Genomic DNA, 17182 nt, shown 5'->3' with positions numbered 1-17182 from the left:
TAAATTCGCGTGGTCACAAAAAGACAGGTCTAGTTGTCTGCATTTTTTGTAACTAATAGAATTATTTAGTTTATGGCACATTTAATGGAGTCCGACATATGGCAGAACACCCATCCCGATATATTAGTAACTTAACTCGTGATACCTATGCTTTGATTTTAGCCGGAGGAAGAGGCTCTAGACTATATGAACTGACCAATTGGCGAGCAAAGCCGGCCCTCTATTTTGGTGGCAAATTTCGTATTATTGATTTTCCACTTTCCAATTGCATTAATTCGGGGATCCGTCGAATTGGTGTGGTTACGCAATACAAATCGCACTCCCTTATTAGACACTTGGTGCGCGGCTGGGGTCACTTTAAAAAAGAATTAGGCGAATCAGTTGAAATACTTCCCGCCTCTCAGCGTTTTTCTGACAATTGGTATGAGGGCACTGCGGACGCGGTATTCCAGAACATTGATATTATTCGAGATGAAGTGCCTAAATATGTATTGGTATTGTCAGGTGATCACATCTACCGCATGGACTACGGCGGTCTAATTGCCAATCATGCCGAATCTGGCGCTAAAATGACGGTTAGTTGCATGCCAGTGCCCATTGAGGAAGCGGCTGGACAATTTGGTGTCATGTCAGTTGACGAAAATTATAAAATTATCGGCTTTGAAGAAAAACCTGCTAATCCAACCCCTCTGCCCAATGACCCAACAAAGTGTTTAGCGTCAATGGGTAATTACGTATTTGATACCGACTTTTTATTTGAGCATCTTAAAAAGGATGCCGAAAAATCTGGATCAGAGCGTGATTTTGGTAAAGATATTATTCCTTCTATTATTAAAGATCATGCCGTTTACGCTTATCCGTTTATGGACGAAGGAGATACTCAGGCCTATTGGCGTGATGTCGGTACACTCGATTCTTTTTGGCAAGCCAACATGGAATTAGTTTCACCCGTACCAGCACTGAATCTGTATGATAAAAAGTGGCCTATTTGGACTTATCAAGAACAATTACCTCCTGCCAAGTTTGTTTGGGAAGAAGACAATAGACGCGGAACTGCGATTAACTCTGTTGTATCTGGCGGCTGTATTATTTCTGGTGCAACAGTTAGACGCAGTTTATGTTTTTCTAATGTTAGAGTGCATTCTTACAGTGAAGTTGAAGATTCGGTATTGCTGCCTGATGTTGAAGTCATGCGTAATTGTCGAATTCGCAAAGCTATCATCGACCGGGGCTGTATTATCCCTGAAGGTATGGTAATTGGTCACAGTAAAGCTGATGACGTTGCTAGAGGGTTTAGAGTGACCGATAAAGGGGTTGTACTAGTAACTCGTGAAATGCTTGGACTACCGGTAGGTTATTAAGCAACTAAATTAAGCTATATATTTTTAAAAGGCTGATGTTATCAGCCTTTTTTATGCCTCCTCCCATTGGCTAATTTTTTGTGCGACTAACTGCGCTACATCCACTGGCGCTTCTAAAGGAAACATGTGACCGAGTGCTGGAACTTTGATGTGCTCAATTTTAGTATTTTTAACAAAGTGATTTAGGTTAAATGGTACACACACCGGACTATTTTCAGCGGTTATCAAACAACTAGGCCTTTGCAATTTCCCATAATAGCGATGAATATTATCATTTACATTGCGGAATATTTGCGCTTCAACTTGGGGATCAAATTTCAGTACTTGGCGCTCTCCAACCACTTTCGTCGCAGCATTGACGTAGTCGACAACACACGCTGGCTGAAAGTCTTTAAATAAAATTTTGGCGCTAAAATAGTCGCTTAAGTCTACGTCTATCGGCCACGACTGACACCTTGTCTTCGCTTTACCTGCCGGCGATATACGTTCAATTAAGGGAGTCATTTTAACCAACCTAAATATCCAACTTGCTAGCCCTGAAGCTATTGGTGGATCCAGCATAATAACCCCTTTGAATAATTCAGGGGCCTCACACGCCGCAATATAAGTAACCAGTGCTCCCATCGAATGACCAATGCCATAGACCGGAGCGTCTGCATTTCTGTGCAAATAATCCAATAACTCATCAACTAAATTAGACAAATTATTATTTACTGGAAATGCAGGGCTATGTCCAAATTGCTCAAGGGCCATGATATTAAAATGCTCAGGCAGAGCATTAAACAGTTGTTGATAACTGGCTGCGGGGAAACCGTTAGCATGAGCAAAATGGAGATTAATAGCCAAGTAAACGTCTCAAAAATAGCTTAATTTACGCATTCCTTGACTCCGCAGCATCCCAGTCAGCGGGAATTTGTCGAGCAGTCCAAAAGAAGGCTAATATAGACAAGGCATAGGGAACAGCTAACCAAGATAGAGAAAGTCTTAATGCTTCGACTTGGCCATGCTCTTCGGTCAATGCATTACTTAACAAACCTACAAATGTTGGTCCACCACCCAGGGCGATAATATTTAATACAAAGAAAAATAACGCCGTTGACATCGCTCTTACTTTAACCGGCGCTAAGGTTTGTGCTAAGGCAAAAGAAGGACCGAGATAAGAGCCGCTGGTCATAAGTAAAATCGCTAACAAAGCAATCGACATGTTCATCGATTCAACTTGTAATGAGATATAGTAAGCAGGTGCTCCAATTAACATCGCAATACCGGGAACATAACCATAAGCCCCTCGATTTTTCTTACCTAACTTATCGACTAAAACACCACCTAACCAAACCCCTCCGGCATAGGCGGTACCGTTAATAATACCTATTGTAATTAGCAACCATGTGACATCCAAACCTGCATGAGCCCTGACATAGAAGTCAATCATCCACGTGGAAATAGCATAGTTACCAAAGGAGCCAAATGAAATAGCAAAACACATGCCCCACCAACTTTTGATACTTAATAAGGTCTTGATAGAGGTCCAAGATTTAGACTTACCAGCTTGTGACTGCATGTTTCCACTTCTGGAGGGCTCTTTCACAGTCAACTTTAAAATCACTGCCAAAATAACGCCAGGTAGACCCACGGCTAACATCGCAACGCGCCAATCGGTACTGCCACCTTTTAAAAAGTACGCAGAAGCAAAAAATGCCAACATAATGCCAAAAGGAATACCCAATGAATAAATGGCTAAGGCACCTGCCCTTTTCTCTTTGGGAAACAGATCAGAGATCATCGAGTGTGAAGGTGGACTGCCGCCAGCTTCGCCAATACCTACACCTACACGTGCCAGAGCGAGCTGAGTAAAATTAGTTGCCAAACCAGACATCGCAGTGAAACCGCTCCACAATGTTAAGGAAATTACTACAATATTAACTCGACTGTAGCGGTCAGCCAGCCATGCAATAGGAATTCCTAAAACAGTATATAAGAGTGCAAAATATAGACCTTTCAGCCAGCCCAATTGCGCATCATCTAAGCCTAAGTCGGCTTTTATGAAGGGCGACAAGATACCAATAATTTGTCGATCAATAAAATTGAAGGCATAAACCAGAGTTAAAATAAACAAAACATAATTGCGGTAAGCATTTGAAGTCTCACCCTCTTTGCCTTGCTTTACTACTTGCTTCGATTCCATTTTGATGCCTTTTTTTTAAGCTGCATGCCAAATTAAGTGACACTTACAGACCTTCGGAATCAACATGGTAAGGCTTAACCTTAGTTAATAACAAGCCAATTTTGTTAATATTATGTAAACATAACAAGGGCTTATGCAGTATTATAATACTCAGCAATACTGGCAACTATTTCACGACAAGAGTATGCAAATCTAGACATTGTCTCAGCTTAACTGGTATAACAAGTTAAGTTAACTGCAGAATGTTTTCATATGCATATCGACAGTTTGTTCGATCAAGTAAAAACTCAAATCAGTCAAAGTCAACTTTCAGTCGAGATTTCAGTACCGAAAAATTGGACTCAAGGCAGAACACTATATGGCGGCATTTCAGCATCTTTAGCTTTTCAAGCTGTTCGTGGACTCGTCGATTCAAGTAAAAAACTCATAACTCTCAATACTAATTTTATTGGACCAATTGAAGCTGAAGTCCCTTTTACAATAAAAGTTGAAAAACTAAGAGAAGGTAAAAACACCACGGTAGTTAGAGGGGATATTTTTCAAAATGAGAAAATAGCACTTAGAGCATTGGCTACTTTTGGTATTGATAGAGAATCAAACATTCAAATTGACAGCCTCTCTAAACACCAAATGGAAAGACCACAGAAAGCTAGCTTTGTACCGATAATTCCCAAAATAACCCCTAATTTCCTCGGCAATTTTGAGATGGCCAAAGTGCTCGGCGGTTGGCCTTTCACTGGCAGTAAACAAAGTGCTTTGCACGGATGGATGCGATTTAAACAGCCGCCAATAACGTTCACAGACGCACACTTGGTTGCCATCATTGACATGTGGCCACCCGCCGTCATACAAATGCTGCGTTGGCCGGCCCCTGCTAGTACGATGACTTGGAACTTAGAATTTATACACCCACACAACACGTTTAAAAACGACGAATGGTTTGCTTATCAAGCTACGACTCGACAAGCATCAAGTGGTTATGCGCATACTGAAGCCAATGTTTGGGATGAGAGCGGCGCTCTGGTGGCGATTAGTCGCCAATCAATAGCGGTTTTTGCTTAAATTTATTCTACATTTAAAAAATGCTAAAGGTTGAGGGGCTAAAAACGGCCATCGCACTCATCAGTTGTAGATTGGTCAAATCTAAAGCATCGTTGACCTGCTCTAAGTCCAGCCCCAGGTTTTCATATAAATAAGGGCTTAGTCTATCGTGGGGTTTGTAATGCTCTTTGTATACATTATTAACCGAAAGTAAATAACTGAGCTGTAAAATTTGGTCTTCTTTTGTCAGAGCGGTTGCAAGGCTTGGGTGCAGTCGCTTAATAGGTTGATATATTTCTATAGGCAATCCCCAGAGCTTGAGTAGCTCTGCAGCTACCTCTGCATAACTGAACCCAAGATGGGTTAATTCGATGTCTAAAGGTGTATTGTTAACATCAAACTGTCGACACAAAACGGCAGCCTCAGGATTGAACTTCAATATGACCAACTCACCAATGTTGTGCAATAAACCACAAACAAATAGGCGTTCGGGCTCTTTGACTCCCAATTCTTCTGCAAAATATTTGGCCAATAAACCACAGCTGACCCCTCTTTCCCAAAAACGTTCTAAATCAATAATGTTTGACGGAATTGACTTAAATGCATTGGACACCCCGTAAGCTAAAACGAGGTCATAGACGGCTTTGGTGCCAATCACTTGAATAGCTTTACTGACGGTGGAGATTGTTGCAGGAAATTTGTAAAGTGCGCTATTTGATATTTTTAGGACCTGGGTCATTATTGCAGGATCATAATTGATGACTTCTGCAATTTCAGACATAGACGCAGTTTGATCATCAATTAATTGTTTAATTTTTACAACCGCTTCAGGTAGGACAAAAACATCATCAGCGTTGATAGCGTAATCTTTTGCATTCATTTAATGTTGTGCCCTGCTCATTGACTCACCAAAGTGTAAACCATGATTTATAAATACGCTTGAAAAAACTCTCCCCTGCAGAAAAGACTAATTGAAACAATGAAATCGCACAATAAATTTCAAAAGAAATTTTAAAATGTTAAATCGATGACTGTTTTGCAGAGTGAAAAATAATACTCACCCTACAATAATCAGTCTTGTGTACAAAAAGCACTTCCTAATCAAAGTTAATGCTAATTTGATAGAAATATTTATCGATTTGATAAATGCATTGCTAAATCACACAAAAATAAAGCCTGTAGGCTCTTGTATCAATAAGTAATGTCTTTTCTTAATACGGCTCACAACCGTGTCAAAAAGCGCTAAGAACTGACTACGCGGATTGTGAGCATTATGGCTACACAATTACAAAATACGATTAATTTCAATCAATACTCAGGGCCATTAGTCAATTTCATCCAAAATAAGCTTTGGGCTGAATAGACTCTTGGCGTTTTGAGTAGGATTAATCTGATAATTAGAGCCCACCATAGTTTTATCAATTAGTTTTTATATTATAGCGTCGATAAATAGCGGATAAGAATAATTAATCCTAGACTGATAATTTTTTACATTCGGCATTTTTAGCTAGATAAAAATCATATTCAGATAACAGGTGATTGTGTAAACGTTATATTGAGTTCCCGTCACAATAGTCGAAAAAATTGATCATGGTGCTTAAGGAACGTTGGAACTAATGACAAATATTTAAGAGTCGAAAAGGAACATTATGACGATGGGAAAGAAGATGTTTTTTTATAACGCAAATCTAATAGTAGATTACTTAGGAATGTGTTCTCGTCGCACTTTGTGGGTTGCATCGATCATACTTAGATGGTGGGTCGTGCTGGATTCGAACCAGCGACCAATTGATTAAAAGTCAACTGCTCTACCAACTGAGCTAACGACCCATCTAATTGAAACTGCTTTTGTACACATTACCATAGACATACAATATGTAATGATAATATCTGGAAATTGGTGGGTCGTGCTGGATTCGAACCAGCGACCAATTGATTAAAAGTCAACTGCTCTACCAACTGAGCTAACGACCCATTTCCACCCGCCTCACTGCGACGGGCGCATATAATACTCAATCTATACTTCAGTGCAAGTCAAAAGCCATTTTATTTTTGTAATTTGATTTGTTTGCCGAAAAAGCAAGCAATTCAGTCAATTACTGAACAACAAAAAGCGGTTGCCGCAAAAAAAGCATTGCCCCTTATAAACTTTTTAGACGTTTTTCAGCCAATTTACTCGAAGGCGTACCCGGGTATTCTGTTACAACTTGTTCCCACAATTGCTTAGCTCGAGCCGTATTAGCTCGTTCTATTTCAGTTATACCTAATTTCAATATTGCATCAGCGCGTTTATTGGAATCAGGATACTGGCTTATCAATGCTTGAAATTGTGCACTGGCTCCAGTCCAATCTTGCTTATTAAACAAGAGTTGTCCCAACCAATAATGTGCATTAGAAGCATAACTAGACTTGGGATAGGTTTTTAAAAAAGTTTGAAATGCAGGAATGGCCTGGTCATAGAGCTTATCTTTCAGAATAAGATTAACGGCCTTGTCGTAAGCCTCATTCTCATTCTCAGATAAAGCCATTGAGTTAGTAGACGCATTGGCTTCGTCTGCATTGCTTAACTCTGCGGCAGGTGCCGCGACCATGTTTGCCATGCGCTTATCAATCTCGGCATATAATTCTCGTTGTCTATCAAGAATTCGCTCTAATTGATAATTATGTAATTCTATACTGCCACGTAATTCATTCACTTCCTGCTGCATAGTATCCAACTGCTGTTGCATTCTATGCTGACCTTCAGTGCGCGTGGTGAAGAGTCTCTCTAACGCTTCAATACGTTGGTCATTGCTGCCGCTTGTAACGTCTGCAACAGGAGCAGGAGCCGCAAATAACGCGACTCCGAACACCGATAACAAACTAAGCGCAATCATGCGTTTAATCATGTTCTCTACTTTTTATTGATAAACTAAAACACCACGACGGTTTTTAGCGAATGCAGTTTCAGTACTGCCACTCACTACCGGCTTTTCTTCGCCATAAGAAACTACTGACATTTGTGAGCTACTTACACCGGCGTTTTGCAAATAAGTTTGTACAGACTTTGCACGTAACTCACCTAGGGCGATGTTATATTCAGGTGTTCCGCGACTATCACAATGTCCTTCTATAACAATAGATTGACTCGGATTTTTAGCCAAAAATGCAGCATGTTTGTCTAACACTGAATAGAAATCAGAGCTAATAGTTGAACGGTCAAAATCGAAATAAACCGTTTGTTCATTACTCAATGCACTTAATTCCATTTTCATTTTTTCTGCTGGTGACATAACCGGAGTCATAACGCCAGTTTGCACACTTGCATTGCGAGCCTCTTCAGCCATTCTATCGGCTTCTGCCTGAGCAGTGGCTATTTCTCTGTTTTTCTGTGCTTCGATTTCATCAGCGGTCGGACCCGATTTACATGCCACCATAGTTACGATTGGTAGAGCTATGATTAACCCTTTAAAAACTTTACTAAATTGCATTTTTTTTCCTTATCTTTATCTAAACTAAATTAATAGGTTGAACATTATAACAAAAAGGGTGACCAATTTGGCGCCTTGACCTGCCCGTCGGCAGCGGGCAACCGTGCCTTAAACCTTCCATCAAGAGAAACAAGTGATAAAACCTGCTTTCCTTCATGTAAGGTACTATAAATTATCATACTCCCGTTCGGAGCAATACTGGGGGACTCATCTAAATATGTTTTAGTTAATACTTGCATATTACCACTATTTAAATCTAGACGCGCTATATGATAATTGCCGCGAGTACGATTAACAAAAATTAATTGTTTACCATCCGGTGTTACCTTACCGCCTAGATTCATATCACCTTCAAACGTAAGACGACGAACTTTATTGCTTGCTAAATCTACCTTATACAGCTGAGGTTTACCACCTCGCTCAGAACTAAATATTAGGCTCTTACCGTCAGGCATCCAACTGGGCTCAGTATCTATTGCGCGATCATCTGTAATTCTGCGCACCTGCTTAGTCGCAATATCCATAACATACAACTCTGGATTTCCGTCTTTTGATGAAACCAAGGCTAATTGCTTTCCATCAGGAGAAAATGCGGGAGAACCATTAATACCTTTAAAATCAGACATTTGTATACGATTCATGGTGTATATGTCTTGGATGAATATTTGTGGACGCTTATTCTCAAAACTTACGTACGCCAGTTTAGTACCATCAGGGGACCAAGATGGTGACATCAGTGGTTCTTTAGAACGCAATAAGGTGGTCTCATTTGCCCCATCATAATCGGCCACAACAAGCTGAAAGGGGAATTCATTAATGGTTTTATCACGCACAATGACATAGGCGATTCGGGTTAAAAACGCGCCTTTTTCGCCCGTGAGTTTTTCATATACCACATCACTAATTCGGTGTGCGTATTGTCTAAAATCAGCACCACCTATAGTTGCTTGTCGGGCATCCATAATTTGGTCATTACTAGCGATCAACTTACCGTTACTTAAAACTTGTGTCTGTCCACCGGTAATTTGCCCGCGCACGACGTCGATCAACTCAAATGAAACGGCATATTGATCGATACCACTTAACTCGACCTTACCGATAAGGATAGCCTCAACGCCAGCCGCAACCCAAGCGCCATAATCTACATCAGTAAATGAACTGGGATACTGCGGCATACTGGCAACATCAATAGGATTAAACTTACCACTGCGTCTTAAGTCGGCAGCAATAACATTCGTCAGTTTTTCCGGCATAGTACCCGGACCCACCCATTTAAAAGGCACAACACCTATAGGTCGAGAGGTATCAATGCCTTCAGTTATAACAATTTCTAATGCCGCAAAACTATTAAAACTTGCTAGCAACAAAACACAACAAAAAAGTATCGCTTTATTTTTAAACATCATAGTCCTGGTTCAACGGTTAAATTAATATCTCGTAGTTTTTCAAATACATCTGCCTCTGGAGACACTGGCAGCGTATCTGATTTTTTCACTGCTGCAATAGCGGCCCTACATAAGACCGCATCACCTGAAAGTTCTTTTACTTGCGTCACTAAGCCATTAGACGCTAAACGTATATTCAAACGACAAGAACGTCCTCTCATCGCATCGTCAACAATAAGATTGCGTTGAATAGTTTGCTTTATTAACACTTCATATTTCTGCACTTCACTAATGACTTGTTTATTGCGTTTCTGCTGACGAACGGCTTGCTCTGCTTGTAATTGCTCTTCCAATAAGTTTTCTTGTGCCGCTTTGTCTGCCGCTTCTTGCTTTTTGCGCTCGGCTTCTTTCAGGGCTTTTTCTGCTTTTTCGCGCTTGTCTTTGGCCGCTTGTGCTTGCTCCTCAGCTTTGCGTCTTTCCTGTTCTTTTACCTTACGCTGTTCTTCGAGTGCGGCAGCTTTAGCTTTCTCTTGCTTTTGCTTTTCTCGCGCTTCTACCGCAGCTTGTTCTGCTTTTTTCTTTTCATTGAGTTGGTTTTGCGTTTCTTTTTCAAGCTCTGCTACTTGAGATTCCTTTTGACGGCGCTGGCGTTCAGCCTCATCGGCACGGCGCTCCAATTCTTGGACCCGTTGCTCCTCTTTTTGACGCTGAGCTGTTTGCTCATCTTTTATTTTTTTAACCTGTTTTTCTAAGGTACTTTGGTCAACCATAACAGCATCGATAATAGGGGCATCCATGGATACATCTTCTTCGAATGGTTGATTAAAACTGATACTCACGGTCAGAATAACGCCAACCGCAACATGCAGAACTACAGATAAAGACAAAGGAATAGAAAATTTTTTCATTTCAGTTCATTATCTCTTTTTCTCAGGTGGCCCAGTCATCAGGCCTACCGAAGGCACACCAGCCCTCTGGAGTAAGACCATCAGTTGCACTACTTCACTGTAAGGTACAGCTCCGTCTCCTTTTACCACCACTGGAGTTTGCGGCTCTAACTGCAGATGAGCCGCAACCAAGGTTGCTAAATCAACCGCAGACATGGATTTGTCTTGACTGTCACCTACATTTAAAAAGTAGTTACCTTGCGCATCAACTGAGGCAATTAAAGGTGGCTTAGTGTCTTTATCTAAGGCAGCGGCCTCGGCCTTTGGTAAATCAACTTTCACCCCTTGCGTAACCAAAGGAGCTGTCACCATGAAAATAATAAGCAACACCAACATAACGTCAATATAAGGTACAACGTTAATTTCGGAGACTGGACGACGGCGTTTTCTGGTATATACAACCATTAGATTAGGGCCTTAATTACTTGGATTAGTACTACGAGTCATAGACTCGGCGTTAGCGGCTAAGGCTTGGCGATGCAGAATACTTGAAAATTCTTCCATAAAATTGCCGTAGTTATTCTCAAGTTTCTCCACTTGATGACTAAAACGGTTGTAGGCTATGACGGCTGGGATCGCGGCAAATAGACCCATCGCAGTGGCGATCAAGGCTTCAGCAATACCTGGGGCTACCATAGCAAGAGTAGCTTGTTGTACTTCGCCTAAAGCAATAAAGGCGTTCATAATCCCCCATACAGTACCAAATAGCCCAATATAAGGACTAATCGAACCTGCTGTTGCTAAGAATGGTAGTCGATTCTCTAAACCGTCAACTTCTCTAGATAAAGCGACTCGCATAGAACGGTAACAGCCTTCCATTACCACTTCTGCAGGGGTAGAGCTGGTTTTACGTAAACGTACAAATTCTTTAAAACCGGCACAAAACATACTCGACATACCTTGAATTGACTGACGAGCCGACAACTCTTGATAAAGTTTATTAAGATCGACGCCCGACCAAAATTTATCTTCAAATTTTTTCATTTCACTACGCGCGAAATTAAGTGCCTTACTTCTTTCAAATATAAATGCCCACGAAAATATCGACACAGCCAACAACAACACCATGACAAATTGCACCAACAAACTGGCTTGGAGAAAAAGATCAAAAAAGTTTAAATCAGATGACACGCGCTAATTCCTCTAAAATATATGCTGGTATCGCTTGCGGCTTCATCTTTGATAAATTAACGCAAGCTACCTTGATTGTTGCACTCACCAAGCATTGATCACTTGGACTTATAATTTTTTGTTTGAATACCAGACTAACTCGCTTCAATTCTACTATTTCGCTTTGAATACACAACAACTGATTGAAGCGAGCAGGCGCATGATTATCCATTTCAACGCGTTTGACGACAAAACCGACAGAACGTTCCAAAAGTTTATCTTGTTCTATGCCTAAATTCCTTAACCACTCCGTTCTAGCTCTCTCAAAAAATTTTAAATAATTAGCATAGTAGACAATGCCACCGGCATCAGTATCCTCGTAATACACTCTTATGGCATGTTTATACTGCATAATTCCGAAACCATTTATTTTCACTAATAAACGGCCGATTCACCATTGCATTTTTATGCAACAAGCACTATCAGCCCCAAGCTAAGTAACATCCAAGTATTATAAATTTTTATGATAATTTTCAGACAGTTACCTTAATACGTAGATAAAAGGAATTAAAGACTCAAATTTGTTACTAAATTTTATAGCCCAATAATTGCATTTAAATGCATATAAAAACAAAAACCAAATTAACACCTTAATTATTTTAATCGATTAAAAATAACACAAAAAATCCAAGCCACTGTTTTTAATGCGTTTTATTTTATTAACAACTCTCCATCAACCAATAAAACCAATACAAGCGAGAGCAAAACATTACTTTTTCTAATGTGAATAAACAATTTATCTCAGTTGTAAGTTCTATATCAAAACCTATAATAGGCCTTGTTTTCTCGACGGGTGTTGTACTGCAACAGCATGACACTCGGCAGATGCTCCGGTCAATGTAGTGTTGACTAACATGTTCCCTGGATATTTCTTCAACAGTTTCTGTTGTTAACCCACGATTTCGTGGGTTTTTTTTTACTTATTTTTCGCTGCGAAGATCAAGGAATAGAGAATTAGCTTAACTTGGAGAATAATCTCTATTAAAGTGCAGAAACGCTCTTTGAGTGGCAATCCTGCCTCGTGGTGTACGCTGTAAAAATCCCTGCTGAATCAAAAAGGGCTCAATAACATCTTCAATCGTCTCTTTTTCTTCACCAATCGCAGCGGCCAAATTTTCTAAACCAACCGGGCCTCCCATAAACTTATCAATGATAGCCACTAGTAATTTTCTATCCATATAGTCGAAGCCTTCCCTGTCGACATCAAGCATATCTAAGGCTAGACAAGCGACTTCAGAGGTAATCTCACCTTGAGCTTTTATTTCAGCAAAATCACGCACGCGGCGCAATAAACGATTGCTTATTCGAGGAGTTCCACGAGAACGCCGCGCGATCTCTATAGCGCCAGCTTCATCAATAGGTAAATTTAAATAACTAGAAGAGCGTTTGACTATCGTGGTTAAGTCTTTAACACTATAAAATTCAAGACGCTGAACGATACCAAAACGATCCCTAAGCGGGGAAGTTAAAGAGCCTGCTCGAGTTGTAGCCCCTACTAAGGTAAAAGGCGGTAACTCTAATTTAATTGAGCGAGCCGCGGGTCCTTCGCCAATCATAATATCTAATTGGTAATCTTCCATTGCAGGATAGAGTATTTCCTCAACTACCGGAGATAAGCGATGAATTTCATCTATAAACAACACATCATTTTCTTCAAGATTAGTCAACAGAGCGGCTAAATCGCCGGCTTTTTCAAGCACTGGTCCAGAGGTCGTCTTAATCCCTACCCCCATTTCATTTGCCACGATATTGGCTAAGGTCGTTTTACCTAATCCTGGTGGGCCATAAATCAGCAGATGGTCTAAAGGTTCTTGACGTTTACGTGCAGCAGCAATGAAGATTTCCATTTGTGAACACACGTGATCCTGACCCGTGTAATCAACCAGCATTTTGGGTCGAATAGCACGATCGATAATTTCATCTTCTTTACTGGCGACAGGTTGTATTAAACGATCAGCTTCAATCATATTCTTTGCAACAAACTCTTATGTTGAATAATATTCTAACCATCTAACTGGTTATCTTTATCATTAAAATTAGTTAATACGGTATCAGAAATAGTGAATTGCGTCTTACTAAAGCGTAGCAAAGTAAAATTAATTCATCGCTCGTAACGCCTCTCTGATAAGGGTTTCGCTGCGCATATCTGCTTTGTAGACCGAGTTAATCATTTTACTTCCCTGTGCGGGCTTATAGCCTAAGGCAACCAAGGCACTTAATGCTTCTTCTTTCACATCGTTACTTTGCAAAAAGGTATTTTCAATTGGGAGGTTCGCAACGCGACCAAACGCCTCAGTATTCGAAGGAGCTACCGCCAACTTAGTGAGTCTGTCGCGTAGTTCTATCACCAAGCGTTCAGCGGTCTTTTTACCCACACCTGGTAATTTGGTAAGACCAGTAACATCATCCAAACTGACGGCTTGCATAAACTGAGCAGCATTCATACCTGACAAAATGGTTAAGGCTAATTTAGGGCCTACTCCGCTGGCTTTAATCAATTCCCGAAAAACAGCTCTTTCCTGTTTGTTGGCAAAGCCAAACAATAATTGCGCATCTTCACGCACAACAAAATGCACACACAAACTAACTTCTTGACCGATTTCTGGCAATTGGTAAAAACTGGTCATGGGCACCTGCACCTCATAACCCACGCCACCTGCCTCAATTAAGATTTCAGGGGGCTGCTTTTCTAATAATATACCGCGAATGTTGCCAATCATGTTGTTTCCTGTGTAGCGATTTGAGTTATTGCTATGCCGCGTTGCCCAATAATATTTATGTCAATATTATCGTAAACGGCCACGTACCGTTTTAGTTGCTTGGCCTAGCATTTTTATCAGGCTTTGGTGAGTGTGGCTATGGCAAAGTGCCACCGCAAGGGCATCAGCTGCATCAGCTTGCGGACTCGCCGTTAACTTTAATAAATACGTTACCATATGTTGAACTTGGCTTTTATCTGCATTGCCTTTACCGACCACTGCTTGTTTGATTTGCCTGGCAGAATACTCAGCCACGGGCAAATCATGACACGTAGCAGCTACAATAGCTGCGCCGCGCGCTTGACCGAGCTTTAAGGCCGAATCAGGGTTCTTAGCCATAAAAACTTGTTCAATCGCAAACTCCGTTGGACTAAATTGCGCAATAATTTCACTGACACCATCAAATATTTGTTTTAAGCGCGGCGCAAGTGGATCGCCTTGCATACGAATACACCCGCTACCCAAATATTCATTCTTGCTGCCTACTTGTTTAATGATGCCATAACCCGTTAATCTTGAGCCAGGATCGATACCCAATATAATCGCCATTTAAACTCTCATGCTTGAGCTACAACATCAACAACACCCACATCAGGCACAAACTGTTCTATGGCAGCCCTATTCGTCGGCGACCAAACTTTCGCCATGGCTTGTAGTTTGGGCAACCAGGCATAAGCACTGTGCTCGGTCAAAATAATCTCTTGCTCATTAGCGACCATTAGGCTGAAAACATTCTCTGTGTTAATGCTGATATCTGGTGGGTAGCGATGACGCCAGCAATCTCGAATTTCATATTGATTGATTTTGTGACAGTCAATTAGTTGATAGTGGCAGGCGTTAATATCTATACCGGTTTCTTCTCTGACTTCCCGCACGGCGGTTTGGTAGGGAGATTCTGCGGCTTCTCTTGTTCCGGTCACTGATTGCCAAAACAAGGGATCATCATTTCGTTGCATGACCAAAACCTGCCCAGCCTGATTATAAATCACGACTAAGGCAGATTCAGGTATACGCCAGTGAGCACTCATCGATGGCTCAACAGACTATTTTTCAACTACGGATTTGATGGTTTGAATAGCGAGTTCTCTCAACTGCTCAGGATTAGCCTCTCCCGGTGCATTAGTCAGAGGACAGGCTGCCGTAGTGGTTTTTGGGAAAGCCATAACATCACGAATAGACGTAGCGCCTGTCATTAACATTACCAGTCTATCTAGGCCAAAAGCCAAACCAGCGTGCGGTGGAGCACCATACTTAAGTGCCTCTAATAAGAAACCAAATTTTACTTGTGCCTCTTCGTCGCTGATACCTAAGAGTTGAAATACTTTAGCCTGCATGTCTTGCTGGTGAATACGCACCGAGCCACCACCTAACTCTACTCCGTTTAACACCATATCATAGGCATTAGACAGGGCATTGGCAGGATCTGCTGCCAATTGTTCAGAGCTTAAATTTCGCGGTGCGGTAAAAGGATGGTGTAAAGCATAATAGCGACCATCAACCTCTTCGAACATTGGAAAATCAACTACCCATAAAGGACGCCACTCACCACTGAGCAAGGCTAAATCTTCACCTAACTTCAGACGTAATGCCCCCATTGCCTCTGTCACTACGGTCTTAGTATCAGCACCAAATAAAATCAGATCGCCCGACTGCGCGCCACAACGCTCGACAATTGCCATTGCCACTGGCTCAGATAAAAATTTTAGTACCGGTGATTGCAGACCATCCATCCCTGCCTCGAGGTCGTTAACTTTCATCCAAGCTAAACCTTTAGCACCGTAGATCGATACAAACTTAGCATAGTCGTCTAATTGTTTACGAGATAAAGTCGCCCCACCCGGCACCTTAATAACAGCAACACGGCCTTTGATATTATTGGCCGGTTCGGCAAACACTTTGAACTCAACCTCTTTCAGCAGATCGGCAACATCGGTCAATTCAAGTGGGTTGCGTAAGTCAGGTTTATCACTACCAAAACGACGCATAGCCTCTGCATAGGTCATTTGTGGAAAATCACCCAAGTCTACATTTAACATCTTTTGAAACAAATCTCGGATCATACTTTCTGTGATGGACATAACACCATCAGCATCTAGAAAGGTTGTTTCTATATCAATTTGAGTAAATTCAGGTTGACGATCGGCACGTAGATCTTCATCGCGGAAGCATTTAACAATTTGATAGTACCTATCCATTCCGGCCATCATCAATAATTGCTTGAACAACTGTGGTGACTGCGGCAAAGCAAAAAACTGGCCTTTATGCGTTCGGCTAGGAACCAGATAATCGCGTGCACCTTCTGGGGTGGCTTTAGTTAAAATTGGGGTTTCAATATCTAAAAAACCAGCATTGTCCATAAAGCTACGCACTGCGCTAGTCACTTTAGCGCGAAATTTTAAACGATCACTCATCAACGGACGACGCAAATCTAAGTATCGATATTTCAGTCTCTGCTCTTCTGAGTTTTCTTGATTCCAATCTAAGGGCAAGGGAGCTGATTTGTTAAGTATGGTCAAGGACTTACCTAACATTTCAATTTCGCCAGTGGACATATCGCTATTAACTTGTCCAGCTGGACGAGCACGCACAAGACCAGTTAGCTGCACACAAAACTCGTTGCGCAAACTATTTGCTACGCCAAATGACTCAGCCAAATCTGGATCGAAAACCACTTGAACAATGCCTTCACGATCACGCAAATCGATAAAAATAACACCACCAAGATCGCGACGGCGATTAACCCAGCCACACAAAGTTACGGTTTGTCCAATATAGGATGCATTGATGTTGCCACAATAATCTGTGCGCATGAAAACTCGCCTCTAAATCAATAATACGGATGAAATTTACGGCCGCGTAGTATA

General features: G+C 41.2%; 17 protein-coding genes and 2 tRNA genes. 2 read left to right on the top strand and 17 right to left on the bottom strand.

The genetic code is table 11. The annotated features are described in order from the left end of the window. The first annotated feature begins 98 nt into the window (after window positions 1-98). Window positions 99-1361, top strand: a complete 1263-nt coding sequence (glgC, locus tag ABKW31_RS03435; protein ID WP_348614797.1) for a glucose-1-phosphate adenylyltransferase — start codon at window positions 99-101, stop codon at window positions 1359-1361. A 51-nt stretch (window positions 1362-1412) separates the two neighbouring features. On the opposite strand, the gene ABKW31_RS03430 is transcribed toward glgC, so the two are convergent. Together ABKW31_RS03430 and ABKW31_RS03425 are read right to left on the bottom strand one after the other, a co-directional pair. Beyond that, window positions 1413-2207 carry an alpha/beta hydrolase gene (locus ABKW31_RS03430; protein WP_348614796.1) on the bottom strand — a complete coding sequence of 265 codons (795 nt, stop codon included), beginning with the start codon at window positions 2205-2207 and terminating at the stop codon, window positions 1413-1415. 25 nt (window positions 2208-2232) lie between these two features. Then, window positions 2233-3546: an MFS transporter gene (locus ABKW31_RS03425; protein WP_348614795.1), complete on the bottom strand. Its 1314-nt coding sequence runs from the start codon at window positions 3544-3546 to the stop codon at window positions 2233-2235. Between the two features lie 252 nt (window positions 3547-3798). Here ABKW31_RS03425 and ABKW31_RS03420 point away from each other — a divergent pair, with 252 nt between their 5' ends. After that, window positions 3799-4608, top strand: coding sequence for a thioesterase family protein (locus tag ABKW31_RS03420; RefSeq protein WP_348614794.1), 810 nt, complete (start codon window positions 3799-3801; stop codon window positions 4606-4608). Between the two features lie 13 nt (window positions 4609-4621). Here the strand turns inward: ABKW31_RS03420 and ABKW31_RS03415 are convergent, their stop codons facing one another. The 15 genes from ABKW31_RS03415 to aspS all read right to left on the bottom strand — a co-directional run bounded on the left by ABKW31_RS03415 (window position 4622) and on the right by aspS (window position 17128). Continuing rightward, a complete protein-coding gene (locus tag ABKW31_RS03415; protein ID WP_348614793.1) occupies window positions 4622-5467 on the bottom strand; it encodes an HDOD domain-containing protein in 846 nt (281 codons plus the stop codon). Between the two features lie 874 nt (window positions 5468-6341). Continuing rightward, window positions 6342-6417, bottom strand: a tRNA-Lys gene (locus tag ABKW31_RS03410). 68 nt (window positions 6418-6485) lie between these two features. Further along, window positions 6486-6561 (bottom strand) — tRNA-Lys (locus tag ABKW31_RS03405). Between the two features lie 167 nt (window positions 6562-6728). Beyond that, on the bottom strand, window positions 6729-7475 hold the full coding sequence (ybgF, locus tag ABKW31_RS03400) for a tol-pal system protein YbgF (RefSeq protein ID WP_348614792.1): 747 nt from the start codon (window positions 7473-7475) through the stop codon (window positions 6729-6731). A gap of 12 nt (window positions 7476-7487) precedes the next feature. Then, window positions 7488-8057 (bottom strand): peptidoglycan-associated lipoprotein Pal, encoded by a 570-nt coding sequence (pal, locus tag ABKW31_RS03395; RefSeq protein ID WP_348614791.1) that lies wholly within the window; start codon window positions 8055-8057, stop codon window positions 7488-7490. A gap of 44 nt (window positions 8058-8101) precedes the next feature. Next, the gene (gene tolB, locus ABKW31_RS03390; protein ID WP_348615189.1) at window positions 8102-9460 is read right to left on the bottom strand and encodes a Tol-Pal system beta propeller repeat protein TolB; all 1359 of its coding nucleotides are present in this window, start codon (window positions 9458-9460) and stop codon (window positions 8102-8104) included. Then, window positions 9460-10350 (bottom strand): cell envelope integrity protein TolA, encoded by an 891-nt coding sequence (gene tolA, locus ABKW31_RS03385; RefSeq protein WP_348614790.1) that lies wholly within the window; start codon window positions 10348-10350, stop codon window positions 9460-9462. Before tolA ends, tolB begins: the two co-directional genes overlap by 1 nt. Before the next feature lie 9 nt (window positions 10351-10359). Further along, on the bottom strand, window positions 10360-10794 hold the full coding sequence (tolR, locus tag ABKW31_RS03380; protein ID WP_348614789.1) for a protein TolR: 435 nt from the start codon (window positions 10792-10794) through the stop codon (window positions 10360-10362). A gap of 12 nt (window positions 10795-10806) precedes the next feature. Then, window positions 10807-11520 carry a protein TolQ gene (tolQ, locus tag ABKW31_RS03375; protein ID WP_348614788.1) on the bottom strand — a complete coding sequence of 238 codons (714 nt, stop codon included), beginning with the start codon at window positions 11518-11520 and terminating at the stop codon, window positions 10807-10809. Then, window positions 11510-11911, bottom strand: a complete 402-nt coding sequence (gene ybgC, locus ABKW31_RS03370; protein WP_348614787.1) for a tol-pal system-associated acyl-CoA thioesterase — start codon at window positions 11909-11911, stop codon at window positions 11510-11512. Before ybgC ends, tolQ begins: the two co-directional genes overlap by 11 nt. Before the next feature lie 607 nt (window positions 11912-12518). Next, a complete protein-coding gene (gene ruvB, locus ABKW31_RS03365; protein ID WP_348614786.1) occupies window positions 12519-13526 on the bottom strand; it encodes a Holliday junction branch migration DNA helicase RuvB in 1008 nt (335 codons plus the stop codon). A gap of 129 nt (window positions 13527-13655) precedes the next feature. After that, window positions 13656-14279 carry a Holliday junction branch migration protein RuvA gene (ruvA, locus tag ABKW31_RS03360; RefSeq protein WP_348614785.1) on the bottom strand — a complete coding sequence of 208 codons (624 nt, stop codon included), beginning with the start codon at window positions 14277-14279 and terminating at the stop codon, window positions 13656-13658. Window positions 14280-14345: 66 nt separating this feature from the next. After that, window positions 14346-14867, bottom strand: a complete 522-nt coding sequence (gene ruvC, locus ABKW31_RS03355; RefSeq protein ID WP_348614784.1) for a crossover junction endodeoxyribonuclease RuvC — start codon at window positions 14865-14867, stop codon at window positions 14346-14348. An 8-nt stretch (window positions 14868-14875) separates the two neighbouring features. Beyond that, the gene (gene nudB / locus ABKW31_RS03350) at window positions 14876-15346 is read right to left on the bottom strand and encodes a dihydroneopterin triphosphate diphosphatase (RefSeq protein ID WP_348614783.1); all 471 of its coding nucleotides are present in this window, start codon (window positions 15344-15346) and stop codon (window positions 14876-14878) included. A 15-nt stretch (window positions 15347-15361) separates the two neighbouring features. Next, complete coding sequence (aspS, locus tag ABKW31_RS03345) at window positions 15362-17128, bottom strand: aspartate--tRNA ligase (RefSeq protein WP_348614782.1); 1767 nt, start codon at window positions 17126-17128, stop codon at window positions 15362-15364. Window positions 17129-17182: the final 54 nt, after the last annotated feature.

Origin of the sequence: Paraglaciecola sp. 25GB23A, assembly GCF_040012495.1 — a bacterium.
In the GTDB taxonomy this organism is placed as follows: Bacteria; Pseudomonadota; Gammaproteobacteria; order Enterobacterales; family Alteromonadaceae; genus Paraglaciecola.
Note: the sequence above shows the minus strand (reverse complement) of the source record. Positions and strands in the feature narration are given on the sequence as shown.